This is a genomic window from Wolbachia endosymbiont (group A) of Lasioglossum fulvicorne (genome assembly GCF_964028605.1).
Taxonomy (GTDB): domain Bacteria; phylum Pseudomonadota; class Alphaproteobacteria; order Rickettsiales; family Anaplasmataceae; genus Wolbachia.
The window spans coordinates 926989-953450 of the sequence record NZ_OZ034798.1 but is presented as its reverse complement, the minus strand read 5'-3'; the positions used below and the strand labels follow the sequence as shown (position 1 = coordinate 953450).

General features: G+C 36.0%; 25 protein-coding genes, 1 tRNA gene and 3 pseudogenes. 11 read left to right on the top strand and 18 right to left on the bottom strand.

Features of this window, described 5'->3' with window-relative positions:
• Positions 1–58: 58 nt before the first annotated feature.
• Positions 59–1285, bottom strand: a complete 1227-nt coding sequence (gene mtaB, locus ABWU71_RS05235) for a tRNA (N(6)-L-threonylcarbamoyladenosine(37)-C(2))-methylthiotransferase MtaB (protein WP_353284207.1) — start codon at positions 1283–1285, stop codon at positions 59–61.
• Positions 1286–1478: 193 nt separating this feature from the next.
• Positions 1479–2271 (bottom strand): IS5 family transposase gene (locus ABWU71_RS05230; RefSeq protein WP_353284144.1). Its coding sequence is split into 2 segments (ribosomal slippage): positions 1479–2006 and positions 2008–2271, totalling 792 coding nucleotides; the frame shifts between segments, so codons are not numbered across the junction.
• Between the two features lie 281 nt (positions 2272–2552).
• Between ABWU71_RS05230 and gatA the strand changes: the two genes are divergently transcribed.
• A complete protein-coding gene (gatA, locus tag ABWU71_RS05225; protein ID WP_353284206.1) occupies positions 2553–4022 on the top strand; it encodes an Asp-tRNA(Asn)/Glu-tRNA(Gln) amidotransferase subunit GatA in 1470 nt (489 codons plus the stop codon).
• 721 nt (positions 4023–4743) lie between these two features.
• Positions 4744–5376, top strand: a complete 633-nt coding sequence (locus tag ABWU71_RS05220; RefSeq protein ID WP_353284205.1) for an NUDIX domain-containing protein — start codon at positions 4744–4746, stop codon at positions 5374–5376.
• Here ABWU71_RS05220 and ABWU71_RS05215 read toward each other — a convergent pair.
• The 4 genes from ABWU71_RS05215 to murD form a co-directional block, all read right to left on the bottom strand.
• A protein-coding gene (locus ABWU71_RS05215; protein ID WP_353284204.1) for an IS630 family transposase occupies positions 5289–6148 on the bottom strand; the annotation gives its coding sequence in 2 pieces (ribosomal slippage) (positions 5289–5824 and positions 5824–6148; 861 coding nt in all). The genes ABWU71_RS05220 and ABWU71_RS05215 overlap by 88 nt on opposite strands.
• A 33-nt stretch (positions 6149–6181) precedes the next feature.
• Positions 6182–7498 carry a hypothetical protein gene (locus tag ABWU71_RS05210; protein ID WP_353284203.1) on the bottom strand — a complete coding sequence of 439 codons (1317 nt, stop codon included), beginning with the start codon at positions 7496–7498 and terminating at the stop codon, positions 6182–6184.
• Between the two features lie 90 nt (positions 7499–7588).
• On the bottom strand, positions 7589–8179 hold the full coding sequence (locus ABWU71_RS05205; RefSeq protein ID WP_353284202.1) for a COQ9 family protein: 591 nt from the start codon (positions 8177–8179) through the stop codon (positions 7589–7591).
• 6 nt (positions 8180–8185) lie between these two features.
• Positions 8186–9571 carry a UDP-N-acetylmuramoyl-L-alanine--D-glutamate ligase gene (gene murD / locus ABWU71_RS05200; RefSeq protein ID WP_353284201.1) on the bottom strand — a complete coding sequence of 462 codons (1386 nt, stop codon included), beginning with the start codon at positions 9569–9571 and terminating at the stop codon, positions 8186–8188.
• Between the two features lie 910 nt (positions 9572–10481).
• On the opposite strand from murD, the gene ABWU71_RS05195 reads away from it, so the two are divergent.
• The 3 genes from ABWU71_RS05195 to ABWU71_RS05185 are packed head-to-tail and all read left to right on the top strand — an operon-like array spanning position 10482 to position 12247.
• Positions 10482–10844 carry a ferredoxin family 2Fe-2S iron-sulfur cluster binding protein gene (locus tag ABWU71_RS05195; RefSeq protein WP_182365771.1) on the top strand — a complete coding sequence of 121 codons (363 nt, stop codon included), beginning with the start codon at positions 10482–10484 and terminating at the stop codon, positions 10842–10844.
• Positions 10837–11877, top strand: coding sequence for a hypothetical protein (locus ABWU71_RS05190; protein ID WP_353284200.1), 1041 nt, complete (start codon positions 10837–10839; stop codon positions 11875–11877). Before ABWU71_RS05195 ends, ABWU71_RS05190 begins: the two co-directional genes overlap by 8 nt.
• On the top strand, positions 11861–12247 hold the full coding sequence (locus tag ABWU71_RS05185) for a cytochrome c-type biogenesis protein CcmH (RefSeq protein WP_353284199.1): 387 nt from the start codon (positions 11861–11863) through the stop codon (positions 12245–12247). Before ABWU71_RS05190 ends, ABWU71_RS05185 begins: the two co-directional genes overlap by 17 nt.
• Before the next feature lie 344 nt (positions 12248–12591).
• On the opposite strand, the gene ABWU71_RS05180 is transcribed toward ABWU71_RS05185, so the two are convergent.
• Both ABWU71_RS05180 and ABWU71_RS05175 read right to left on the bottom strand, forming a co-directional pair.
• Positions 12592–12810, bottom strand: coding sequence for a transposase (locus ABWU71_RS05180; protein ID WP_065095234.1), 219 nt, complete (start codon positions 12808–12810; stop codon positions 12592–12594).
• A 456-nt stretch (positions 12811–13266) separates the two neighbouring features.
• Positions 13267–14059, bottom strand: a protein-coding gene (locus tag ABWU71_RS05175; protein WP_265023453.1) for an IS5 family transposase whose coding sequence is annotated in 2 segments (ribosomal slippage) — positions 13267–13794 and positions 13796–14059 — 792 coding nt in all. Because the reading frame shifts where the segments join, the coding sequence is not laid out codon by codon here.
• Positions 14060–14317: 258 nt separating this feature from the next.
• On the opposite strand from ABWU71_RS05175, the gene ABWU71_RS05170 reads away from it, so the two are divergent.
• Positions 14318–15177, top strand: a protein-coding gene (locus ABWU71_RS05170; RefSeq protein WP_353284198.1) for an IS630 family transposase whose coding sequence is annotated in 2 segments (ribosomal slippage) — positions 14318–14642 and positions 14642–15177 — 861 coding nt in all. Because the reading frame shifts where the segments join, the coding sequence is not laid out codon by codon here.
• Between the two features lie 15 nt (positions 15178–15192).
• Positions 15193–16374 (top strand): hypothetical protein, encoded by a 1182-nt coding sequence (locus ABWU71_RS05165; protein WP_353284197.1) that lies wholly within the window; start codon positions 15193–15195, stop codon positions 16372–16374.
• Here the strand turns inward: ABWU71_RS05165 and ABWU71_RS05160 are convergent.
• Positions 16369–17161, bottom strand: a protein-coding gene (locus ABWU71_RS05160) for an IS5 family transposase (RefSeq protein WP_265023453.1) whose coding sequence is annotated in 2 segments (ribosomal slippage) — positions 16369–16896 and positions 16898–17161 — 792 coding nt in all. Because the reading frame shifts where the segments join, the coding sequence is not laid out codon by codon here. The two genes, ABWU71_RS05165 and ABWU71_RS05160, sit on opposite strands and share 6 nt — an antisense overlap.
• Positions 17162–17234: 73 nt before the next feature.
• Positions 17235–17690: pseudogene (locus tag ABWU71_RS05155) on the bottom strand (IS5 family transposase); the annotation flags it as partial.
• A 55-nt stretch (positions 17691–17745) separates the two neighbouring features.
• Between ABWU71_RS05155 and ABWU71_RS05150 the strand changes: the two are divergent.
• The 3 genes from ABWU71_RS05150 to ABWU71_RS05140 all read left to right on the top strand — a co-directional run bounded on the left by ABWU71_RS05150 (position 17746) and on the right by ABWU71_RS05140 (position 19874).
• Positions 17746–18538, top strand: a protein-coding gene (locus ABWU71_RS05150; RefSeq protein WP_265023453.1) for an IS5 family transposase whose coding sequence is annotated in 2 segments (ribosomal slippage) — positions 17746–18009 and positions 18011–18538 — 792 coding nt in all. Because the reading frame shifts where the segments join, the coding sequence is not laid out codon by codon here.
• A 54-nt stretch (positions 18539–18592) separates the two neighbouring features.
• Positions 18593–18904, top strand: a complete 312-nt coding sequence (locus ABWU71_RS05145) for an ankyrin repeat domain-containing protein (RefSeq protein WP_353284908.1) — start codon at positions 18593–18595, stop codon at positions 18902–18904.
• Positions 18905–19014: 110 nt separating this feature from the next.
• Positions 19015–19874 (top strand): IS630 family transposase gene (locus tag ABWU71_RS05140; protein ID WP_353284196.1). Its coding sequence is split into 2 segments (ribosomal slippage): positions 19015–19339 and positions 19339–19874, totalling 861 coding nucleotides; the frame shifts between segments, so codons are not numbered across the junction.
• Between the two features lie 27 nt (positions 19875–19901).
• On the opposite strand, the pseudogene ABWU71_RS05135 reads toward ABWU71_RS05140, so the two are convergent.
• The 6 genes and pseudogenes from ABWU71_RS05135 to ABWU71_RS05110 all read right to left on the bottom strand — a co-directional run.
• Positions 19902–20320, bottom strand: a pseudogene (locus ABWU71_RS05135) (IS630 transposase-related protein); the annotation flags it as partial.
• Positions 20321–20353: 33 nt separating this feature from the next.
• Entirely contained in the window at positions 20354–20788 is a 435-nt protein-coding gene (locus ABWU71_RS05130; protein WP_353284195.1) for a YqaA family protein, read from the bottom strand.
• Positions 20789–20794: 6 nt separating this feature from the next.
• Positions 20795–22168, bottom strand: a complete 1374-nt coding sequence (gene cysS, locus ABWU71_RS05125) for a cysteine--tRNA ligase (protein WP_353284907.1) — start codon at positions 22166–22168, stop codon at positions 20795–20797.
• Positions 22161–22817, bottom strand: a complete 657-nt coding sequence (locus ABWU71_RS05120) for an exopolysaccharide biosynthesis protein (RefSeq protein ID WP_353284194.1) — start codon at positions 22815–22817, stop codon at positions 22161–22163. Before ABWU71_RS05120 ends, cysS begins: the two co-directional genes overlap by 8 nt.
• A 166-nt stretch (positions 22818–22983) precedes the next feature.
• Positions 22984–23151: a twin-arginine translocase TatA/TatE family subunit gene (locus ABWU71_RS05115; protein ID WP_006013840.1), complete on the bottom strand. Its 168-nt coding sequence runs from the start codon at positions 23149–23151 to the stop codon at positions 22984–22986.
• A gap of 128 nt (positions 23152–23279) precedes the next feature.
• Positions 23280–24053 carry an ABC transporter ATP-binding protein gene (locus ABWU71_RS05110; RefSeq protein ID WP_006280146.1) on the bottom strand — a complete coding sequence of 258 codons (774 nt, stop codon included), beginning with the start codon at positions 24051–24053 and terminating at the stop codon, positions 23280–23282.
• Positions 24054–24201: 148 nt separating this feature from the next.
• On the opposite strand from ABWU71_RS05110, the gene ABWU71_RS05105 reads away from it, so the two are divergent.
• Positions 24202–24278 (top strand) — tRNA-Arg (locus ABWU71_RS05105).
• Positions 24279–24378: 100 nt separating this feature from the next.
• Here the strand turns inward: ABWU71_RS05105 and ABWU71_RS05100 are convergent.
• Positions 24379–25566, bottom strand: a pseudogene (locus ABWU71_RS05100) (excinuclease ABC subunit UvrC); the annotation flags it as partial.
• A gap of 36 nt (positions 25567–25602) precedes the next feature.
• Positions 25603–26462, bottom strand: a protein-coding gene (locus ABWU71_RS05095; protein ID WP_353284076.1) for an IS630 family transposase whose coding sequence is annotated in 2 segments (ribosomal slippage) — positions 25603–26138 and positions 26138–26462 — 861 coding nt in all. Because the reading frame shifts where the segments join, the coding sequence is not laid out codon by codon here.

The window sequence follows — 26462 nt, the reverse complement described above, 5'->3', positions numbered from 1 at the left end:
CATAATTATCATTTATAGTATAACCACTATATCATATATTTCTTTAATGTACAAAAAATTAAGGTAAGATACTTCCGATTAGATAATTATTTTCCACTCCTTTAACATTAACTTTCACAATACTCTTGGCTTGGGCTTTTGATTCAAGCTTTACTAATGCAAAATTTTCTGTTCTACCGACATTATTTTGCTCAACCAGAACACTTTGTTTAGTGTTGATCAAGGATTGATAAAAACTGCTCATAATTTCCTTATTTACTTCTCTTAAATTTTTTACTCGTTCTTTACGCACATTCTCTGGTACTTGTGGCATTCGTGCAGCAGGTGTATTCTTCCGCTCTGAATATGGAAAAGCATGTAGGTAAACTATATTTGTTTTTTTCAGTAAATCAACTGTATCCTGAAACATTTCATCAGTTTCTGTTGGAAATCCAGCAATAATATCAGCGCCAAATGCTATATTAGGCCTCAATCTCTTCATTTTATGACAAAATTCTATCACTTGTTCTCTGTTGTGACGACGCTTCATTCTCTTTAGTATTAAATTATTACCAGATTGTAGACTCAAATGTAAATGAGGCATCAGTCTTGACTCATTAGCTATTAAATCCATTAATTCGTCGTCAACTTCAGCAACATCGATAGAGGAAAGTCTTAGCCTCTTCAACTCTGGTATATCCTTTAAAACTCTCCTAATCATTGAACCAAGTGATGGCTTACCCAACAAATCTGTACCAAAGTCAGTAATATCAACCCCTGTAAACACTACTTCTTGATATCCATTTTCTACAAAGATCCTGATTTGCTCTATAATACTGTTTATTGGCACAGATCGATTATTCCCTCTTGCCTCAGTAATTGAACAAAATGTGCAGCTATGATTACAACCATTTTGAATTTCAATAAATGCTCTTGACTTATCTTCAAATCCATTAATTAGAACAGGTTCTACTTGGTTATCACTGACTAAGATTTTATCGTCATTTAGTAAGTAATTTTCAGCTTTTAGCTTATCTTGATTACCGAGCACTTTACTTACACCAGGAATGCTACTGTAAACTTCTGGATCCAACTGAACAGCACAACCAACTACGATAATTTCTTTACTTGGGTCATTTTTATAGATCTTACGTATTTTTTGCTTTACTTGGCGTTCTGCTTCGTTTGTCACTGCACAGCTATGCACCACAACAACATTTTCTCTCTTTGCTTTTTTTAATGCTTCTTTGATTAACTCGCTCTCGTAAAAATTTAGACGACAACCAAATGTTATCACTTCATTCATGTTAGTATTTTTTGCTTTAATAGACCTAAATTATATCAAATATCCAAGCAAAGTCATTAAGCCTCTTGCATGACCATTGTTTTGGTAGATAAATGCTATGCAAGCAGCAGACACTGGGATCTCAACGATTTTCACTCAGACACAGTATCACTCCTTTGCTTATTATAGTCTTTTGACCTTTTTAAGAGCCTGTTCATAATCTTTTCAGAAGTAAGGCAGTGAAAGCCAGAACGACCATTTGTAGGCTAGTATTGAGTTTTCGCTCACAATTTTTCCACAATCTTCTACATTTTTCTAACCAAGCAAAAGATCGCTCCACAACCCATCTTTTGGGCAATACAACAAAGGAATGTAATTCATTTCTTTTTATCACTTCAACGGTTGCACCAATAATCGTTTTTATTTGAGTTGCAAAATTCTCTCCAGTATAGCCTGCATCAACCAGTACATTTTTAACTCCCGAGAGGTTTTCTTTTGCATTTTCGACCATTCTCACAGCACTGCTACGGTCAGTTATCTCTGCTGTTGTTATATAAATTGCATGGGGCAAACCTTGCGTATCTACTGCAATATGGCGTTTTATTCCTGAAATCTTTTTGCCTGCATCATAGCCTTTTTCTTCAGCAGTATCTGCATTTTTTACACTCTGTGCATCAATTATGCAGAAGCTGGTTTTTTCTTTCCGACCATTGTTTTGTCGGACCACGCCAACTATTTTTTTTTAACACCAGCTCCAGAACACTTTCTTTATCTGCATCTGGTTTTTCACTCCACTTCTTAAAATAGTCGTAACAATTGCGCCATTTTGGAAACTCTTTTGGTAGCATTCTCCACTGACAACCGCTTTTCAGAACGTATAACACTCCACAAAATACATCATACAAATCAAGTTTCCTTAGTTTTGTTTTTTTTCTACAGGACTCTAGATCTGGTAACATAATCTCAAATCTTTCCCGACTTATATCACTTGGGTATAAACTCCTCATATATCCTAGCTTATATATATTATCTCTTAGTTTATTCCTTTCTTGAGATCATGTACAGGTTCTAAGATACAATCCGGATTGGATACTGAGTTGGTGAGTATAAAAGTATAGCTTCTACGTCATACCGCTGCGGTATCTCTTAGCCGCTAACAAGTAGCGGGATCTAGACGATTGTCGGTGAATCTAAATTACCTTAGCTACATTTCTAGCTGTAACTATAAATGTATGGATTTTTTATCGTGCCATGTTACAATTAACGTCTTGCTAAAAATTAAATATTGATGAATGAACTAAGAAAGTTAAGTATTACACAAATGCATGACGGGCTCAAAAAAAAGAGTTTTTCTGCCGTTGAACTCGTAAAGGCGCACATCAGTGCGGTTGAAAATGAGAAATTAAATGCATTTATAACAAAAACCCCAGAGATAGCAATGAAAGCTGCTAAAGCTGCAGATGAACATTTCTCTAGGCAAAAGGATGATTTAATCTCGCCGCTCATGGGTATACCAGTTGGCATCAAAGATCTATTCTGTACAAAAGGAATAAAAACAACAGCATGCTCAAAAATGCTGGAAAATTTTGTTCCGACTTACGAATCTACGGTGTCTGACTTGCTTTTAAAAAGTGGAGCAGCCATGCTCGGTAAGCTTAATATGGATGAATTTGCTATGGGTTCTGCGAACACAAATAGCTATTTTGGCCCTGTTGAAAATGTGTGGATTAGAAAAAGTGATGGGGAAAAAGTTGTTCCTGGTGGATCATCTGGTGGATCTGCAGCATCGGTTGCTGGATTTTTATGCGCTGGAGCGTTAGGGAGCGACACCGGTGGATCTGTACGCCAACCAGCAGCTTATTGTGGAGTGGTTGGAATAAAGCCAACTTATGGAAGATGCTCGCGTTTTGGTATGATTGCATTTGCGAGTTCTCTGGATCAAGCAGGAGTCATTACTCGTTCTGTCTCTGATTCAGCATTAATGCTGGAAGCAATTTGTGGCTATGATACAAAAGATTCAATATCGAGCGAAAAGCCAGTGCCTAAATTTTCTAGCTTTATAAATGGTGATGTCAGGGGTAAGTATATTGGTATACCAAAAGAATATAGGATGGATGGAATTTCAGAGGAAATAGTTCATAATTGGGAAAGAGTTACTTCCTATTTAAAAGAAAATGGCGCTGAAGTTGTTGACATTACTCTGCCACATACTAAATATGCAATGCCAGTCTATTATTTAATCTGTTCTGCTGAAACTTCATCCAATCTTGCTCGTTATGATGGTGTGCGTTATGGATTAAGGGTTGATGCTGATACCCTTGAAGAAATGTATTCACTAACAAGAGCAGAAGGTTTTGGTAAAGAGGTGAAAAGAAGAATTTTAATTGGCGCTTATGCGCTTTCTTCAGGTCATTATAATGAATATTACGAAAAAGCGCAGTGCATTAGGGCATTAATCAGAAATGATTTTATAAAAGCGTTTGAAAAAATAGATTACATACTTGTGCCATCTGCTCCAACAGAAGCTTTTGGCTTAAATGAAAAGCCAGATCCGTTAATTATGTGTATCAATGATGTGTTTACTGTGCCGGCAAGTCTGGCAGGATTGCCTGCTATTTCTGTTCCTGTTGGGATCTCCAATGAGGGTTTACCACTTGCCTTGCAAGTGATTGGAAATTATTATGACGAAGCTGGAATATTAAATGTGGCAAGTGTGATAGAGCAAAATTGCGGCAGAATAATTAGACCTCTTGCATAACTGTTGTTTGAGTAACAATTGGTGTCATTCCAGCGCATAACGCTGAAATCCAGATTTATAGAAACGAAAAAACTTGCTTGACACCCTTCGCCAGCTTCCTTATCATGATGGTGAAGGTATTCAGTTATCTTCATCTGTGCAGATTAAACAGCAAGAAAACAACGTAGTTGGCGTCTTATTTTTAATTTTTTGCACTATGTGCACCTTATGTCTTCACAACATTTCTGGGTTTTTACCTATATAAGCTGAAACGCGCTTATAAGTCGTTTAAGACAGTATAGTACGCCAATTTGCAGGATTAGAGAGTGACAACTAGCTAACACGGGATTTCTTTTGCCTTTTTTTCTGCTTAGTAAATTTCTTAAACATTTAAACTAAGGTGAGTTGCAATTAAAAGCAGCTAAATTGCAGTGTTTAAGACTTAAAAAACGCCAATACTGAAAATAGACAATGACTAGGGCTTCGTGTGCCTTTTTTTTCGTTTGGTAAATTTCTTAAATATTTATGACTAAACGACAATCGTCATCCCGCTACTTGTTAGCGGCTAAGAGATACCGCGGCGGTATGACGGTTAAGTATCCCGCTACTAGTTAGCGGAATCTATGCCAAGATATCGCGAATGAATCGCGGTATGACGGGTTAAGTATCCCGCTACTTGTTAGCAGGATCTATGCTAAGAGATACCGTGACGGTATGACGTAGAAGCTATACTTTTATAAATTTGTTAAGTGGAATTTTTATATTGAGTAATTGTATTTATAATACATTATTTTGTATAATTGATTTTTTAAATTATTATATTAACTCTAATATTTTTGGTTTAATGAAAGATAATATTATTTATCACTCTCACTTAGGCGTATACGGTTTAATTTTAAAACCTAAAAGTATAGTTTTGGTGAAAAAAAGTCGAGGTCCTTATAAAGGGTTGTTTGATTTACCAGGTGGAAGTCTAGAAATTGCTGAAACGCTTGAAGAGGCGCTTGTAAGAGAAATTAGAGAAGAAACAGGTTGTTTAGTGAAACAATACGACCAAATCCAAACAGTTACTAGCCTATATCATTATAATGAAGACAATGTAAATAAATGTCTAAAACATATAGCAGTTTTATACAAAATTGAAATCATAGGAGAAATAAAGCGAGAATCTGATGGAAAAGATTCTGATGGTTGCATATGGCAAAGTATAGATACTATAAACTATAAAAAAATTTCTCCGATAGTTCATATAGCAAGTATAGCATTTCTCATAATAGTCCGAACAGGTCATAGGAAGGCAGAATCAACAGCACGACGAAAGGATTCGAATAGAGGAATGTTTTTCCTAGCTCTGTTTTTTATAGCAAACCAATGATGCTCAATTTTGTTGAAATCTGGAGAATACGGCGGCAGATACAAAATTTCTGCACCAACTCCTCTAGCAAGCTCGATAATCTTACCAGACTTATGAAAAGTAGAATTGTCAAGAATGACAGTCTGTCCAGGTTCCAAGATCGGTGTCAAAAATTGCTCAAACCATCCATTAAAAACATCCATATTACAGTGGCCTTCAAAGGTTAATGGAGCAACTATCTTTCTTCTACTTAAGGCTGCAACCATACTGATTCGTTGAGTTTTCTTTCCAGATTTTAGGCCATAAAACCGCTGTCCTTTCTGGCAATACCCATATGGATAGTCCTCTGTGTTATCAATGCCAGACTCATCTATATAAACTAAGTTTTCTGGTTCTTTTGTTGCTATAATTTTTAAGAATTCAGCACGTTTTTCTTCGTTTCTTTCCTTGTATCCATATGTCTTTTTTTGCGCGTAAATCCAATTTTTCTGAGAGCTCGGTGGATCGTTTGGATACTAACGTTGCCCCAAAGTTTAGCAATTTCCGACAGAGTCTTTCCTCCGTTTTCTCTGGCAAATTTAGCAAAGGCATCCCAGTCGGTGATTTTGTGATTGTAACCTCCATTTCCAAGTTTTTTTGATTGAAAGTCTCCTGTTTCTTTTCTTCTTTGCTGCCACTCCCATAAAGTAGTTCGTCCAATTTTAAATCTTGCTGCCACTGTTTCTCTGCTTCCTCCCTCCTCTAGCGCTTCCATTGCTTTTTTCCTTAAGTCATAACTATATGCTGCTGGCACTCAACCTCCTTATCATCGTCTATCCTTATCTTATCACATCCGGACTTCTATGAAAAGAGCTATACTTATTCTGTACTGCCCTAGATCAAAATTTTTATTAAATTCAGAGCCTATTAAATATTCATGTGCTTCTTCAATAAATTTATTTTCTTTTTCTTCGTAACTGGTGTATTTTGTTATATCATCATTATCCTCACGATAAACTAAATGTTCTTTATGATCAACATGAATATTTTTGCTCTTACACTCCGTGTTTTGAGGATCGTGTTCAAGCACTATATTTTGTCTGAAAGTTTTGCTAGTGGATTTATCATCGTCAAGTTTACCAACGAGTTGTGCTTCCTGTGGAATTACAGTATCGCCTTTCCTTCCAGCAATTAATACAGGGCATTTTGTATTCTCTATAATCTCTCGTGAATTAAATTCCAATTCATAACGCCTAAACCAAAAATTCAAGAATTTTGCAGGAAGCCATCTCATGAAAAAATCCCCTATCCCATGAGGAAGGTTATTAATTGCATCTTTAAGTGAGCTATAAGAATTACTATGAATTAATGTTAAATAGATACCTTGCTTTTCAAACCTTTTTAAAACTTCTGCTGCAATTCCTCCTCCAAGAGAGTTAGTATCCAAAATTATATCGTTCGGATGCACACCTTTTACAAGTAACATGTTTACCATTGCCATTCCAGCTTGAACTAACTTTTCACCGTTTGTTAGAAATTTATATAGTGCTATAATCTTCTTTCTCTCCAAAAGAAACTCTATAATATCCTCTATATCTTTTTCCAACTCTTGATCACAAGCTTCTGCATCTCTTTTCGAATCTTTATCTATAAGTTCTTTTTTATAACGCTTTATCCACTCAGGGCTGACTTCATTTTCCAAAAGGTTTTTAATTCTATGTACAACAAACTTTTCTTTAATAAAGTAAAAAGATACCCATAAGAAAGCTACAACAAAAAGTATGGTAGCCAAAGTCGATAGTACTGAAGACGTAAAAAATAGTCCTGTAAGTACCTTTTTTGATTTTTGATTCTGGTATGCCAAGTATAACGATACAATAGAAGCAGTGGACAATATAGCAGAACATAACCATAGTGATACTATCTTTCTAGCGAACTTTTTTTCTTCATCGTTCAATTCTTTTTGAAAGAATTCTGGATTAACAATTCTAGAGAAATAGGGATAGTCAAAATAATGCTTAACTAACTTACTTTCTTGCTCCTTAGGTGGATTTTTACTACGAGCATTAACCTTAATACACCCAAGTACTCCAAAAAAGTTTATCACGTGTTTTGTATTTTCTTCTGGCTTGATATTACCATTGATGTAATAAATAATTTTCATTTTATTGTTAATAAATATTAAGCTATTTTAACATAAAGATCAAAAAAAAACAAGAGAATATAAATATAAATAACCAGTATGATGAAAAGCTTATAAGAAATTTCCTATGATTCCTTTTAAGCGAGTTTTGAATTTTTGAAATGTCATGACATTGTTGATACGGTTATCAAGAAACGATAAAGTATCCACAAAATCTTCTGAATAATCATTGATAAAAAAAAGTATCGTACTTAAGTACACTCCAGCTAATATTGCTCTTTTTGTATAGTAGTTAAAATCTGTTGATTGGTCATAAATGCCATACCAAATCGCGCTAACAGTTCTGTATAAAAGTTTACTAGAAAAATATGTATTTTTTGGTGATACAGAGAATGATAAAACATTTTTTAAAAGTTCTCTATAATTTGGTAGCTTAGCGTAGTTTGAAAGGCGTATTTGAATAGCTAACTTTACTCGCTCTCGCACTTTCATATCTTCTAAATTAGAATTTCTTAGTTCAGCTTCCATTGAGCTATTTAAGTCCTCTGCTATGCGCTCCAAAGTGCTATATATTCCATTCTGAAATTTGCAAAAGCTATTAGCTAGATTAAGGTCAGTGCACACCTTTAATAGGGTTTCATCGCTTATCCCTTCAAATGGAATAACCCTAATTAGCTTATCTATTATTAACTTTTGTTCCACGCAACATTATACTAAACAGCATGTGTGATTGTACCTGAGATTTTCAAACATTCTACAAAATGCTTCACCACGTTCCTCGAAATTTTTCCATTGATCAAAAGAAGCACACGCGGGAGAAAGTAATATTGTTACTTCTTCTGCGCTATTTAAGGCCTCTTCAAAAGCCAATCTGAATGCATCTTCTAGATTGCAACATTTCACAAAATCTACTTTATTCTCCATAGTGTTTGCAAAGGCTTCGGTTGATTCCCCAATAAGAAAAGCTTTTCTAATTCTTGTGAAATGCTTGCTTAATGATTCTATTCCACCTTTTTTGCTTCTTCCACCAACGATCCAATTTATGTTTTCATAAGATAAGATCGCCTTTTCGCTCGACTTTGCATTAGTTGCTTTGCTATCGTTCACGAAAAACACATTTCTTATTTTGCCAAGCAGTTCATTCCTATGCCTCAGTCCTGAAAAGGACTTGATTCCATTGATAATAGTGTTGCTATCTACTCCAAGTAGCTTACATACGGCATATGCGGCTGCTATGTTTTCTGCGTTGGATATTAGGTTTATTTTCACGTCGCTTACTGATAAGCTATGATTCTCTAGTTTTAACGAGATCTTCTGGATCCGAGTAGCCAAGCACTGGGATGACAAAGAGGGTGATACCGGAGCTGAGATTGGAATTTTGTTTCCAGTGAATTTGTTGAATATGTCAGCAGTAATCTCATTGTCACATCCTATTACGGCAACCTCACTACCGTTTATCAGTTTTAATTTAGTTGCTATGTAATTCTCCATACTTCCATGCCTATCTATGTGGTCTGGTGTAATATTGAGCAGTGCTGAAATGTCTACGTTAATTTCATTCATCAACTCCAATTGAAAAGAGGAGAGTTCGATTACATAAATTTCTGCATCTCTTTCTAGATCCAAAACAGGAACGCCTAAATTTCCACCAATAGCTACTTTTTTCCCTGCAGATTTTAATATGTGCCCTATTAGTGATGTAGTGGTTGATTTACCATTTGTTCCTGTGACGCCTATTACCTTCTGGTTCGTAGTTTTAGCTTCAAGAAATAGCTCAATGTCTGATTTTATTTTGCAATCAAATCTCCTTGCAAGTTTTACTATCCAATGTGGCTCTATTGGCACTCCAGGGCTTAAAACCAATGCACTGATCTCATGCCAATTGTATTCCTTGGGATGAATAAAATTACATTTTTTATACATCATTTTTGCATTTGCTATTTGCTCTTCATGATCATCCCATGCATATATTCTTGCACCACTCCTTATTAGAGCGTTAATGGCAGATAAACCAGTTTTACCAAGACCAAAAACTGCAACATTTTGATTTTTGTATTTGTTTAGTTGCACTGCTAGATAACTTATGCGAACCATTTTATAAAGATATCGTACAAACTACAACAGACTTCTTGCATAGGTTACAACTGTCATTCAATAGAGAAAAAACTTACTTGACACCCTTCGCCAGTCCCCTTATCATGAAACTGAAGCTATTTATTTATCTTCGCAGTCTGTGCAGGTTAATGACAAAAAACTTAGGGTATTTGGCGTCTCATGTTTAATTTTTCGCACTACGTGCATCGCATGTCTTTAAAAATTTTTAGGTTTTTACCTATATAAGCCGAAACGCGCTTACAAAGCGTTTAAGACAGCAAAAAACGTCAAATTGACAAGGGAGGATTTGAATGCTAGCTACTACGGGGTTTCTTTGCCTTTTTTCCTGCTTAGTAAATTTCTTAAACACTTGCGGTGTAGGTTAGTTGCAAGTTAAAAGCAGCTAAATCGCTCTTAATCAAGCGTTTTAGAATAAAAAAAACGCCGATATTTTAGTACATAGTAAATAGCCAACCACCACGGGGCTTTTTTTGCCTTTTTTTTCATTTGGTAAATTTCTTAATGTTTATGGCTAAACGACAATCGTCATCCCGCTACTTGTTAGCGGGATCTAGAGATACCGCGGCGGTATGACGTGGACTGCTGTCATTCCAGTGCTCCTTTTTTGTCATCCGAGTAGCCCCTATGATGTCATTCCAGCGCGTGACGCTGGAATCTAGTTCTTATTGTACATTTACTTGGTGTAGAGTTAAGTTTCCTGGATCCCAGTGTCTGGGCACTGGGATGACGAGAAGGGAGTACTGGAATGACATCATTCTTTTTCCTGGATCCAAGTAGTCAGGGCACTGGGATGACAAAGAAATAGGCACTGGAATTGCAAAGAGTTTGCAAATATTAGTTATTACCTGTAGGATATAGAGAAATTAGTAAGGATTTTAATAGGAATAATATGCCATCTGTTACTTTTATTTTACCTGATGGGAGTAAGAAAAGCTATGAAGCTGCAGAGGGAGAAACTCTGCTCAATTTAGCCCACAGAAGTGATCCAGATCTGCTTGAAGGTGCATGTGAAGGTTCTCTTGCTTGCTCTACATGCCACGTGATTGTTGATCCAGAATTTTATGATGCTGTAGAAACGCATAATCCCATATCTGATGAGGAAAATGATATGTTAGACCTAGCTTTCGGCTTAACAGAGACGTCGAGGCTTGGATGCCAAATAAAAATCACAAAAGATATCGACGGCTTGTGTGTAACCATACCAAGGGGTACAAGAAACATATCATTAGATAAACAGGGGAATCATGCGTAAGATTTTTATCTATATTATCATCTCTTTACTTTTGTTTATTCCTGTAGCGTACAGTGGTTTTTGGTATTTTTCTGCATGTAAGGTAAAAAATCTTTTAGCTGAAACAATACTATACATTAACGACGAAAAATTTGATATTTCACATGATTTTAGTGGATTTCCTTCTAACCTAATTTTTCGTGTGACAAACCCAAAATTTTCCAATGAGCAATTAACCATCTCATCTGATGCTTTATTGATAAAAAATAGATTGTTTGATAAATCAGTATATATCTACATACCAAGCAATGAAGTCAACATTGCTGTTCATGGTGATGAGAAAAAGAATATAAAATGCCACACAAACGATAGCAGCCATTTTGTTGTTAGACTAAACGATTTACCATCTTCACTGCGATTCAACAAAAATAGTACCGTGATAGACTATATAGATACACTTCGTTACGAAGATTATGGATTAAAATGTGATGTTTTAGAAAATCAGCAAAGTGTTATAACTGAAGTGAATGATAAAAGCAATTATATTCAATTTCACCTCGATAAAGAACCAAGTGGAAATACTAAACTAGGATTTGATTTTTATACTTATCGGTATAAAAATACTGCAAGTCCTGAAAGTTACCTTAGTATTGACACTAAATTTGATTATGAATTTGTAAACGACATCTCAGCTTCTAGAATTAATTTCAACATAGAGAAATTTTTAATTCAAAGTAATAATTTTTCTCTTGCTGCAGATGGTGGAGTGCGAAATTATAATTTGGTTACGTCTTCATTTAAAGACAAAATCAACGTGGCTATATCAAATTATAAAGAATTAATCTCGTTTATGATTGGTGACTCAAAAACTTCAGATGCGTTTGAAAAATTAATGTCTTCCTTATCAGAAAAAACAACTGATGATGGCATTCAATTTTCAATAAAGTACGATGATGATGTAGGGTTAAGCTTTATTGGAAAGTTATCCACCACTGATCTTATGAACCAGCTCAGTAAAATAACCCAATTAACCAAGAATGAGAGCAGTAGTTAGTTTACTTTTCATATTGATATTCCACTCAGGCGTAAATGCTTTTACTCTGGATAATAAACTCAGAGATAAAAGCATGGAAAAACGAGCAGCAAGTTTATTTGAAATAATAAGGTGTCCAATATGTTCTGGCGAATCATTGTCTGAATCTGGATCTCAGATCGCGTATGATATGCGAGAAGCAATTCGTAAAAAAATCAATGATGGATACACTGATGAAGAGATAATCTCAGAGTTAAAAAATTCTTACGGCAATTCAATTATAATCGTACCGCCTATAAAATCTAGCACTTACATTTTGTGGTTTATTCCACTTACAACTCTGCTTATTGGGTGTTTTTTGATACAAAGATACATCAATACAACCACTTAAACCTTTTATATATAGCTAAAGTGACTTAGGTTCTCTAATTGCACATAAGTCAACAATAATTTTCACACAAATCAAAACAGCATATCTTCTCCATAATCCTTGGTAATTTTACATAAGTTAAAAGTAGCATATGGTTCTCTCCGCGGTCTGAGATGACAATAAATTTGTCAAGCCGCATTATACTTGTTAGGCGGAAGTGGACGGCAACATGTTTACCACGAAGTCTAACTAAGTTCTTGCTTGTCCCTTCCATCGGCATTGCTATCTTTATTTTCAATAAAATTATTGTCCTATGCTCTTTTGATGTTTATTGATAATAAAATTCTGTTTTATCAACCAACATCCTATGCATAATTACAGCTAATTTTCTTGCTACTGCTACAATTGCTTTTTTCATTCCTTTTTTCTTCGCAACCCCAGTTTTTTAATTTAAATGTCCTCTTGGTAACTGTAAGCATTGTTTGTGCAGCTTCATATAACATACTTCTACATTCCGCTGGTCCCATCTTTGATATGCTGCCATGCCGATCAACTTCTCCAGAAGAATATTGCCTTGGTGTCAACCCTATATACCCAAGTTGCGGATTAGCCAACGAAGGTGTGCCGTAGAGACACAAAGGATGCTTAGAAATGAGCAAACTAGGTGCAAAGCTGCACAATAGATGAGGGTGGGCCCCTCGGAGCCGGTTTACAAGAGCAGGCTTCAAACAGCCATAAGCTGCTTTGGTAAAGAGCCAAGGTAGTGAGCGTTATGGAAAAGGCGCAATTATGTGTCATGTGTGGAGTAGAGAGATGAACGAAAGTGAACCACTGACGAAGTGTCGAAAGCAATTAGGTGGCGTCAAAACCAGGGGGTATTTGTTAACCTGGGATAAGTCTATCAGGAGCTTGTTTACTGGGTAGATGGCGTCCGGCATAAAGGTGGCATGAATCTATTTTAGGCTATTGTGTGGAACTACGGGAACCTGTCATTTCGATGATAAGGGAGAAATCCAAAGAGCTAAACTCTAAGAGCCTGTTCATAATCTTTTCAGAAGTAAGGCAGTGAAAGCCAGAACGACCATTTGTAGGCTAGTATTGAGTTTTCGCTCACAATTTTTCCACAATCTTCTACATTTTTCTAACCAAGCAAAAGATCGCTCCACAACCCATCTTTTGGGCAATACAACAAAGGAATGTAATTCATTTCTTTTTATCACTTCAACGGTTGCACCAATAATCGTTTTTATTTGAGTTGCAAAATTCTCTCCAGTATAGCCTGCATCAACCAGTACATTTTTAACTCCCGAGAGGTTTTCTTTTGCATTTTCGACCATTCTCACAGCACTGCTACGGTCAGTTATCTCTGCTGTTGTTATATAAATTGCATGGGGCAAACCTTGCGTATCTACTGCAATATGGCGTTTTATTCCTGAAATCTTTTTGCCTGCATCATAGCCTTTTTCTTCAGCAGTATCTGCATTTTTTACACTCTGTGCATCAATTATGCAGAAGCTGGTTTTTTCTTTCCGACCATTGTTTTGTCGGACCACGCCAACTATTTTTTTTTAACACCAGCTCCAGAACACTTTCTTTATCTGCATCTGGTTTTTCACTCCACTTCTTAAAATAGTCGTAACAATTGCGCCATTTTGGAAACTCTTTTGGTAGCATTCTCCACTGACAACCGCTTTTCAGAACGTATAACACTCCACAAAATACATCATACAAATCAAGTTTCCTTGGTTTTGTTTTTTTTCTACAGGACTCTAGATCTGGTAACATAATCTCAAATCTTTCCCGACTTATATCACTTGGGTATAAACTCCTCATATATCCTAACTTATATATATTATCTCTTAGTTTATTCCTTTCTTGAGATCATGTACAGGTTCTAAGGATGAGAGTACCGATGTGGAAAACAGGGGCGGATCAGCTCGTAGTAGTGAAGAAGTTTCTGTAATGGAAATGGAGCGAAGGGGCTGAATTATTTAGTTTTAATTATGAATCAACCGAAAGGGAGGAGTTATAGCTCTTTTCATAGAAGTCCGGATGTGATAAGATAAGGATAGACGATGATAAGGAGGTTGAGTGCCAGCAGCATATAGTTATGACTTAAGGAAAAAAGCAATGGAAGCGCTAGAGGAGGGAGGAAGCAGAGAAACAGTGGCAGCAAGATTTAAAATTGGACGAACTACTTTATGGGAGTGGCAGCAAAGAAGAAAAGAAACAGGAGACTTTCAATCAAAAAAACTTGGAAATGGAGGTTACAATCACAAAATCACCGACTGGGATGCCTTTGCTAAATTTGCCAGAGAAAACGGAGGAAAGACTCTGTCGGAAATGGCTAAACTTTGGGGCAACGTTAGTATCCAAACGATCCACCGAGCTCTCAGAAAAATTGGATTTACGCGCAAAAAAAGACATATGGATACAAGGAAAGAAACAAAGAAAAACGTGCTGAATTCTTAAAAATTATAGCAACAAAAGAACCAGAAAACTTAGTTTATATAGATGAGTCTGGCATTGATAACACAGAGGACTATCCATATGGGTATTGCCAGAAAGGACAGCGGTTTTATGGCCTAAAATCTGGGAAGAAAACTCAACGAATCAGTATGGTTGCAGCCTTAAGTAGAAGAAAGATAGTTGCTCCATTAACCTTTGAAGGCCACTGTAATATGGATGTTTTTAATGGATGGTTTGAGCAATTTTTGACACCGATCTTGGAACCTGGACAGACTGTCATTCTTGACAATGCTACTTTTCATAAGTCTGGTAAGATTATCGAGCTTGCTAGAGGAGTTGGTGCAGAAATTTTGTATCTGCCGCTGTATTCTCCAGATTTCAACAAAATTGAGCATCATTGGTTTGCTATAAAAAACAGAGCTAGGAAAAACATTCCTCTATTCGAATCCTTTCGTCGTGCTGTTGATTCTGCCTTCCTATGACCTGTTCGGACTATTATGAGAAATGCTATAACACCGGGAAAGAATGGTGCGTTTGGCTTAATAAAATATCTCATTGCTTATTTAAAGATCAAAAGTAGTGGAGAGTTTGAGGGTGAAATAGAGGATTTTGTCATTATTACAAATGATGATTTTGATTCCGCGGATTCGACATCGCATCCAGTAAGAAAGCTGAGAATGATGCCGAGTGGGAAGAATAAAGGAAAGGAAATTTCAGTCATAAGAATAGACACACAAGATGAGTTTCTGGATGTAGGTGATGGTGTAAGATATAAATTTGATGATAGCATTATCTCATATTTGCAGGAGAATAAGAATTTTATAAAGCGTGAGGTAGGTAGAGAAGTCAGCGATAAAGAAATAGAAGACTTTTTAAATAAATTAGTATTTGCAGTCAATTTGCCAAGCGGAACTGAACTTAGTGAAATTATTAAGAGTGAATTGGGCAAGGAATTCAGCAATACTGATGCAAAGCACTTTTACAGCCGTTACCAGGAAGAAGTGCTGATTTTGCTGGAGAAAGAAGAAGAGGAGTTTCTATCATATGAGAAAGCAAAAGCTCTTCTTGAAGAAATAAGAGAGGAAATTTTAGGAGCGATTTGGCTTGGCATAATAGAGCCAGTGGCATCTTTTACTGGTAGAAGTAGTGAATTAAAAGCCTTACATGACGCACTACAAAGGAGCACGGGCAGGCAAGCGGTGATATCGCAGGTTGCTACTATTAGTGGTCTTGGAGGAGTGGGAAAAAGTGAGTTAGCTAGGAAATATGCTTACAAATATGGAAAGTATTATGGTGGCAATGTTATATGGATAAACGCTGAAAACTTTGAAGATATGAAAAATTCTTTCTTGAGGTTAGCTGGGGATGATAGATTAGGCATTCCTCCCAAAGATAAGCACGGAAGGGACAAAACGATAGAAGCTATTGTTGAAGAAATATATGCTTTTTTTGCAAGAAGGGGAAGGAGAAGCCTGTTCATTTTTGATAATGCTGAGGGATATAAAGGTATTAAAAGGTTTTTACCTTCATCTTTACATCCTAGGCATAAAAAACCTTATGTTTTAATTACTTCTCGTGACTGTAAGTGGAATGTGAGAGGAGAAGGGGATATAAAAGTAATACAATTAGATGAGTTTGGTGAAGTAGAAGCTTTAGAATTTGTTAGAGCCTGTTCATAATCTTTTCAGAAGTAAGGCAGTGAAAGCCAGAACGACCATTTGTAGGCTAGTATTGAGTTTTCGCTCACAATTTTTCCACAATCTTCTACATTTTTCTAACCAAGCAAAAGATCGCTCCACAACCCATCTTTTGGGCAATACAACAAAGGAATGTAATTCATTTCTTTTTATCACTTCAACGGTTGCACCAATAATCGTTTTTATTTGAGTTGCAAAATTCTCTCCAGTATAGCCTGCATCAACCAGTACATTTTTAACTCCCGAGAGGTTTTCTTTTGCATTTTCGACCATTCTCACAGCACTGCTACGGTCAGTTATCTCTGCTGTTGTTATATAAATTGCATGGGGCAAACCTTGCGTATCTACTGCAATATGGCGTTTTATTCCTGAAATCTTTTTGCCTGCATCATAGCCTTTTTCTTCAGCAGTATCTGCATTTTTTACACTCTGTGCATCAATTATGCAGAAGCTGGTTTTTTCTTTCCGACCATTGTTTTGTCGGACCACGCCAACTATTTTTTTTTAACACCAGCTCCAGAACACTTTCTTTATCTGCATCTGGTTTTTCACTCCACTTCTTAAAATAGTCGTAACAATTGCGCCATTTTGGAAACTCTTTTGGTAGCATTCTCCACTGACAACCGCTTTTCAGAACGTATAACACTCCACAAAATACATCATACAAATCAAGTTTCCTTGGTTTTGTTTTTTTTCTACAGGACTCTAGATCTGGTAACATAATCTCAAATCTTTCCCGACTTATATCACTTGGGTATAAACTCCTCATATATCCTAACTTATATATATTATCTCTTAGTTTATTCTTTTCTTGAGATCATGTACAGGTTCTAAGAGCCTGTTCATAATCTTTTCAGAAGTAAGGCAGTGAAAGCCAGAACGACCATTTGTAGGCTAGTATTGAGTTTTCGCTCACAATTTTTCCACAATCTTCTACATTTTTCTAACCAAGCAAAAGATCGCTCCACAACCCATCTTTTGGGCAATACAATAAAGGAATGTAATTCATTTCTTTTTATCACTTCAACGGTTGCACCAATAATCGTTTTTATTTGAGTTGCAAAATTCTCTCCAGTATAGCCTGCATCAACCAGTACATTTTTAACTCCCGAGAGGTTTTCTTTTGCATTTTCGACCATTCTCACAGCACTGCTACGGTCAGTTATCTCTGCTGTTGTTATATAAATTGCATGGGGCAAACCTTGCGTATCTACTGCAATATGGCGTTTTATTCCTGAAATCTTTTTGCCTGCATCATAGCCTTTTTCTTCAGCAGTATCTGCATTTTTTAGAACCTGTACATGATCTCAAGAAAGGAATAAACTAAGAGATAATATATATAAGTTAGGATATATGAGGAGTTTATACCCAAGTGATATAAGTCGGGAAAGATTTGAGATTATGTTACCAGATCTAGAGTCCTGTAGAAAAAAAACAAAACCAAGAAAACTTGATTTGTATGATGTATTTTGTGGAGTGTTATACGTTCTGAAAAGCGGTTGTCAGTGGAGAATGCTACCAAAAGAGTTTCCAAAATGGCGCAATTGTTACGACTATTTTAAGAAGTGGAGTGAAAAACCAGATGCAGATAAAGAAAGTGTTCTGGAGCTGGTGTTAAAAAAAAATAGTTGGCGTGGTCCGACAAAACAATGGTCGGAAAGAAAAAACCAGCTTCTGCATAATTGATGCACAGAGTGTAAAAAATGCAGATACTGCTGAAGAAAAAGGCTATGATGCAGGCAAAAAGATTTCAGGAATAAAACGCCATATTGCAGTAGATACGCAAGGTTTGCCCCATGCAATTTATATAACAACAGCAGAGATAACTGACCGTAGCAGTGCTGTGAGAATGGTCGAAAATGCAAAAGAAAACCTCTCGGGAGTTAAAAATGTACTGGTTGATGCAGGCTATACTGGAGAGAATTTTGCAACTCAAATAAAAACGATTATTGGTGCAACCGTTGAAGTGATAAAAAGAAATGAATTACATTCCTTTGTTGTATTGCCCAAAAGATGGGTTGTGGAGCGATCTTTTGCTTGGTTAGAAAAATGTAGAAGATTGTGGAAAAATTGTGAGCGAAAACTCAATACTAGCCTACAAATGGTCGTTCTGGCTTTCACTGCCTTACTTCTGAAAAGATTATGAACAGGCTCTAAGAGTGGAAAGCTAAAAGTAGTAAAATATTTTGTAGAAAAAGGTATTAATGTTAATGTTAAAAACAAATGCAATGAAACTCCATTACATTATGCTGCTAGAAATGGAAACTTAGAAATAACAGAATATCTTATTGAAAAGGGTGCTAATGTTAATGCTAAGAATGAAAGTGGCTTGACTCCATTGCACTGGGCTGTTATAAGATGGAGGATTGATGTGGCTAAGGTATTATTAAAACACAACGCAGACGTTAACGCCAAAAATAATGAAGGAAGAACAGCATTACATTATGCTGCTAAATATAATCACCAAGAGCTTGTGGAATTGCTTTTAGCTCATGGTGCATCCATCCTATGACTTGGGCTTTAATAGCTGTAGTACTATAGCTGTTATACTCCAAAAGTATAGCTCTTTTCATAGAAGTCCGGATGTGATAAGATAAGGATAGACGATGATAAGGAGGTTGAGTGCCAGCAGCATATAGTTATGACTTAAGGAAAAAAGCAATGGAAGCGCTAGAGGAGGGAGGAAGCAGAGAAACAGTGGCAGCAAGATTTAAAATTGGACGAACTACTTTATGGGAGTGGCAGCAAAGAAGAAAAGAAACAGGAGACTTTCAATCAAAAAAACTTGGAAATGGAGGTTACAATCACAAAATTACCGACTGGGATGCCTTTGCTAAATTTGCCAGAGAAAACGGAGGAAAGACTCTGTCGGAAATGGCTAAACTTTGGGGCAACGTTAGTATCCAAACGATCCACCGAGCTCTCAGAAAAATTGGATTTACGCGCAAAAAAAGACATATGGATACAAGGAAAGAAACGAAGAAAAACGTGCTGAATTCTTAAAAATTATAGCAACAAAAGAACCAGAAAACTTAGTTTATATAGATGAGTCTGGCATTGATAACACAGAGGACTATCCATATGGGTATTGCCAGAAAGGACAGCGGTTTTATGGCCTAAAATCTGGAAAGAAAACTCAACGAATCAGTATGGTTGCAGCCTTAAGTAGAAGAGAGATAGTTGCTCCATTAACCTTTGAAGGCCACTGTAATATGGATGTTTTTAATGGATGGTTTGAGCAATTTTTGACACCGATCTTGGAACCTGGACAGACTGTCATTCTTGACAATGCTACTTTTCATAAGTCTGGTAAGATTATCGAGCTTGCTAGAGGAGTTGGTGCAGAAATTTTGTATCTGCCGCCGTATTCTCCAGATTTCAACAAAATTGAGCATCATTGGTTTGCTATAAAAAACAGAGCTAGGAAAAACATTCCTCTATTCGAATCCTTTCGTCGTGCTGTTGATTCTGCCTTCCTATGACCTGTTCGGACTATTATGAGAAATGCTATAAACTAAGTTTTCTGGTTCTTTTGTTGCTATAATTTTTAAGAATTCAGCACGTTTTTCTTCGTTTCTTTCCTTGTATCCATATGTCTTTTTTTGCGCGTAAATCCAATTTTTCTGAGAGCTCGGTGGATCGTTTGGATACTAACGTTGCCCCAAAGTTTAGCCATTTCCGACAGAGTCTTTCCTCCGTTTTCTCTGGCAAATTTAGCAAAGGCATCCCAGTCGGTAATTTTGTGATTGTAACCTCCATTTCCAAGTTTTTTTGATTGAAAGTCTCCTGTTTCTTTTCTTCTTTGCTGCCACTCCCATAAAGTAGTTCGTCCAATTTTAAATCTTGCTGCCACTGTTTCTCTGCTTCCTCCCTCCTCTAGCGCTTCCATTGCTTTTTTCCTTAAGTCATAACTATATGCTGCTGGCACTCAACCTCCTTATCATCGTCTATCCTTATCTTATCACATCCGGACTTCTATGAAAAGAGCTATAAGTATTAGATATAACAAATAGAAGAAATTAGATAGAATGATTAAAGGGGCAAAGATATAAAGGTTTAACTTGAAATAACCTGATAAAATTTGAATCACACTTCCAAGTGCTGGCACCCACGAAAGTAATGCAACTGCACAAATCAGTAGATTTCTTACGATTTTTGGTGTTTTATGCTCGTTCTCTAGTTTGTGGTATGATTTTCGTATAGAGATTGTTATTCTACCTAAATACCAATTAACTATTCCACCAATGCTTGATCCTAGTACTCCAAAAAATAACATAAGTAGTGGAGTGTAATACGACCTGAAATAAAGCATGGTATTGAACACAAAACCTTGATGTATAGGCAAGATTAACGATGATAATAGGCTGTCTTTAAACAGCAGAAAGTAATCTTCCATATAAGTTTACCAAGTTGTTGTACCATCTTCATTGTCAGAAATTGTAATCCCCATTTGTTTCAACTGATCCCTTATTTTGTCTGCAGTATCGTAATTTTTATTTTTTTTTGCAATTTTTCTTAAGTCTATCAACCTTTCTATTTCTTGATGATTTACATCCACAGCAAACCACTTTTCATAACTTGACTCAAAAAGACCAATAAATCTGGCACTCTTAACAAAACTTTCAGTTAATTTAAGCTTTTCACTTTCATTACTCACTTTGTTAATTTTTGCAGCCATTTCATGTAATATAGCTAGAGCTTCAGGGATGTTTAAGTCGTTTTTTAAAGCGTCTATAAAATCTTTAGAAATTTCTGCGTTACTTTCATCAATATTCGTTGTATCTAAACCACGTAATAACCGATAAAATTTATTTAAGGTTTCCTGTGCATCAGAAATAACGTTTTCTGTCCAATCAAGTGGTTTTCTGTAGTGAGTTTTGAGCAGTGCATAACGTATTACTTCACCCTTTATTCCACTATCTAGCAAATCTCTTACTTTGACTATGTTAAATAAGGACTTGCTCATTTTTTCTTCATTTACTGTAAGAAAGCCGTTATGTATCCAGTATTTTGCAAACATTGATCCAGCAAATGCAGACTTACTCTGTGCAATTTCATTTTCATGGTGAGGGAATTGTAAATCTATGCCGCCACCATGAATATCAAAATCTTTGCCAAGGTAAGCATATGACATTGCTGAGCATTCTATATGCCATCCAGGCCTGCCCTCTCCCCATGGGCTATTCCAATAACTTGAAAGTTTGTAGTCAATATCATTTGCAGGCTTCCACAGCACAAAATCTCCAGGGTGCTTTTTATTTTCATTAACTTCAACTCTGCTACCTGGAACCAATTCATCAGTTTTTTTTCCTGATAAAGCACCATATTCATGGTAAGATTCTATATTAAAATACACGTGTTTGTCAGATTCGTAAGCGTGGCCTGATTGCAGCAAATGTTCAATTAATTCTATAATATAATCTACGTTTTCCGTTGCTTTTGGTTCGTATGTTGGTTTTTTACAATTTATGCTTTCCATATCATCATGAAAAGCTTTAATGTAATATGTGGTTATACTTTCTATGTTGCTATTTTTCTCACTTGCTGCATTAATTATCTTATCATCAATGTCGGTTATATTACGTACATAGGTAACTTTGCCATAACAAAACTTAAGTAGCTGAAATAACACATCATAAACAACAACAGACCGTGCATTGCCTATATGTGCTGTGTCATATACTGTTGGTCCGCAAACATACATTTTCACATGATCTTTATCGATAAGTGTAAAAAGCTCCTTTTTTTTTGTTAAAGTGTTGTAAAGCCTAACCATATACGAAGCTTTTGAGAAAAGAAAATGCCCCAATGATAAGTTGTGGCCCTTTGACTACTACAACAAGAGTAAGCAATAGCCCACACAATGATATTAAAACTCCTAATATGGATAGAAACCCATCTTTACTCATAATACCAAGCGAAATAAGAGTCGTACCAATTGCAGGAAGGAAGTGAGTAAAAGGTAATGGAAGAGCTATTATTATTGCACAAAGCAACATCATAAAAGCCAGAATCTTCTCACCAGGCCCATAGAAAATGAAAGACAGTCTTGGCTTCATGAATTTTTCTATTTTTTCTAATACAGGGGAAGTTTTTTCTACCACAAGAGCTAGTGTTGAACGCTGAAAAGACCTTCTTTCTAGCCAACTGGGCATCCAAGGAGAATCAAATCCAAATAAAAGCTGCAGTGAGAATAAGATTAAAGGTATAGAAAGAATAGTTGTATAACCAGGTGGAACCGGTATAGGCACCGATAGCGGCAAGGAGAAGATGATTATTAAAATACCAAAACCGCGCTCATGCAAAGCTGTTTTAATGTCAAACAAAGTTACTTTATCGCTATCATTGTTATTGGTATCTGCAACCTCTTTTAGAATATCAGAAGCTAGTTTTTTATCTTTAGTTAGTTTCTCACTTTTTTGCACAATTATCCTTTAATAAAATATTCCTCCTAAGCTAACATAGTTGTTGCTGTATTTCAACATTTGTTATTTATTTCATACCAACACTTCATCTCTTTCATTCTTTAACCTGACTAAGTTTTTAAACAGATGACATGCACTAAGGTGCATGTCACGAAGTATGAGGACGCTAACGATCTGGTTCATTAGACGATAATTTTTCTGAGTCCTTAAGCTCCTGTTTAAGGTTTTTGATGCCTTTTCCTAGATCACCCATAACTTGCGGTAATCTGCCTGCACCAAACAGAACTAAAATTATTATTAAGACTAGAAACAATTGCCATGGTCCTAAACTCATTTTCACCTCCATTTAAAATATTGACCTTTAAATATTAAAACTTGACTGAAGCCAAGTAACACATAGATTATATCACCTTTATTTAATTATAAATCAAGGTTTTTTAATTATTTTATAACAATTCCAAACTAGATTATTTTCTTGCAGCGAATAAGTGGAAACTTTTCGCTTAACTGTAGAGTAGAAGAGAGCTCACTAAAAAACTTTGCTAGCGTATCGTCTTTAGGCTTATGGTATATATCGCTAGAAACTCCTGATTGAATAATTTTACCATTTTTCATTACGTAGATAAAATCTGCAACTTTCAATGCTTCTTGCGGGTCATGAGTTACCATTAGCACAGGGATATTTTTACTTCTAAAAAGGGACAATATATGTTGTCTTATTCGGCACTTGAGCAGTATATCTAAATTAGAAAATGGTTCATCTAACAACACAACATCAGGGTTTTGTGCCATCACTCTTGCTATTGCAACTAATTGTTGCTGTCCTCCAGATAAGGCGTTAGGGTACATATTTTCATATTTTTCTATATTGAGTAACTTCAAGATTTCCAATGCAATTAGGTGCTTTTCTCTCTTGGAAGAGCTGCGGATAGCAAAGGTTATATTTTCTACTACTGTTTTATGAGGAAATAATGCAGAATGCTGAAAAATCAGTCCGATATTTCTATGCTCTATAGCGACTGATGCCTTATTGCTTGCAACTAACCTATCATTTATAAAAATAGTTCCAGATTTTGGATTTTCTATCCCCGCAATTAATTTCAAAATTGTTGACTTGCCACAGCCAGAATGTCCCAATAAACATGCAACATTTCCTTTCTTTACTTTAATGTTTATATTGCTTAAAGCAAAGTCGTTTTGATTGTTATAGAAATAACCAATGTTGTTAACTAGCATTAATTTTACTTAAACCATGTTATTAAATATAATAGCATTATACTCAAGAAGTACAGAAATGTTTTTTGTCGTCATAAATTGGTTATGCAAGAAATCTAGAAAAGAGAAGGATTTTTTGCTATAACTTTACATAAATGGTAGGAAACACGGGACTATAGCTCAGCAGGATAGAGCGTTGGACTCCTAATCCGAAGGTCGTGCGTTCGAATCGCACTAGTCCCACCACATTGCTTCACAAATTTCATGGAAATTTTTTTCACAAATACACACACCTTTTTTTGCGGTTTTAAGATATAAATTCCCTAATAATAAAACGGGTTTGGTGTCACTCCAGTACTCCTCTCTTATAATTCACGTATTTAAGAATAACTTCTGCTAAACCTTTACTAATTCCAGGTACGTTTTGAATTTCAGCCAGAGAAGCTTTGCTTATATTTTTCACTGAACCAAAATAAGACATCAACGCTTTTTTTCTTTTGTTGCCAATGCCGGGTATTTTGCTTAATTGTGAAACTATAAACTGTTTATCGCGTTTTTTTCTATGTGAAGTTATCGCAAAACGGTGGGCTTCATTACGCAGCGATTGTAAGTAAAGCATGACTTTGCTGTCATTTGCCAAACTGAATTCTTCCCTGCCCAGCATATAAAATCTTTCATTTCCTGCGTTACGATCAGGACCTTTTGCCATACAAGCAAAAGGAACGTTTATATTCAATACTTCCAGTACATTCTGTACTATGGAAACATGTCCTGGTCCACCATCAATCAGTAAAAAATCAGGTATTATGCCTTTTATATTGCCGGAGAAACGTCTGGTTAGCACTTCCCTCATCATTTTATAGTCATCGCCTGAAAATTTTTCCTTTATAGTAAATTTTCTGTACTCACTCTTTAAAAAACCCTCCTGCCCTGCAACAACCATTACACCAATTTGTTGATTTCCAGATATATGGCTATTGTCATAAACCTCGATACGCTTTGGAATGTTTGGTAACAAGAAGATTTTGCTAAGCTCTTCAAGCTTTTCTAGATTATTTCTATAATCGATAAGCTTCTGCTCTAAGCTATGCTGAGAGTTATCATAAACAAATTTCAATAAATCACGCTCTTTTTTATTCTTTGCATGCAGAACTTTTACTGGCTTTTGAGCAACCTTATATAGTGCTTGTTCTATAATTTCCTTATCTACAATAGAATCGGGAACGTAAATTTGCGCTGGTGGTGTATTAACTGGATTATACAAATTGACTAAAAAGGTGGCTAAAATTTCATCATTTGGATGATCACTACAATTCTCAACGAAGTAAGGAATGCTTCCATAGTTGCCTTTATCTCTAAATGATAATACACCAATGCATGCTAGGTCTGCCTCACGTACAATACTGAAGAAATCTGCATCTTTTTCAAAAGAAAAATCCGTGTGCTGTATTTGAATTTGCTCAAGAAACTTTACCCGATCTCTATATATAGCAGCAAGCTCATAGTTTTCTTCACTGCTGCACTTTCTCATTGTGAAAAGTATAGCATTTCTCATAATAGTCCGAACAGGTCATAGGAAGGCAGAATCAACAGCACGACGAAAGGATTCGAATAGAGGAATGTTTTTCCTAGCTCTGTTTTTTATAGCAAACCAATGATGCTCAATTTTGTTGAAATCTGGAGAATACGGCGGCAGATACAAAATTTCTGCACCAACTCCTCTAGCAAGCTCGATAATCTTACCAGACTTATGAAAAGTAGCATTGTCAAGAATGACAGTCTGTCCAGGTTCCAAGATCGGTGTCAAAAATTGCTCAAACCATCCATTAAAAACATCCATATTACAGTGGCCTTCAAAGGTTAATGGAGCAACTATCTTTCTTCTACTTAAGGCTGCAACCATACTGATTCGTTGAGTTTTCTTTCCAGATTTTAGGCCATAAAACCGCTGTCCTTTCTGGCAATACCCATATGGATAGTCCTCTGTGTTATCAATGCCAGACTCATCTATATAAACTAAGTTTTCTGGTTCTTTTGTTGCTATAATTTTTAAGAATTCAGCACGTTTTTCTTCGTTTCTTTCCTTGTATCCATATGTCTTTTTTTGCGCGTAAATCCAATTTTTCTGAGAGCTCGGTGGATCGTTTGGATACTAACGTTGCCCCAAAGTTTAGCCATTTCCGACAGAGTCTTTCCTCCGTTTTCTCTGGCAAATTTAGCAAAGGCATCCCAGTCGGTAATTTTGTGATTGTAACCTCCATTTCCAAGTTTTTTTGATTGAAAGTCTCCTGTTTCTTTTCTTCTTTGCTGCCACTCCCATAAAGTAGTTCGTCCAATTTTAAATCTTGCTGCCACTGTTTCTCTGCTTCCTCCCTCCTCTAGCGCTTCCATTGCTTTTTTCCTTAAGTCATAACTATATGCTGCTGGCAC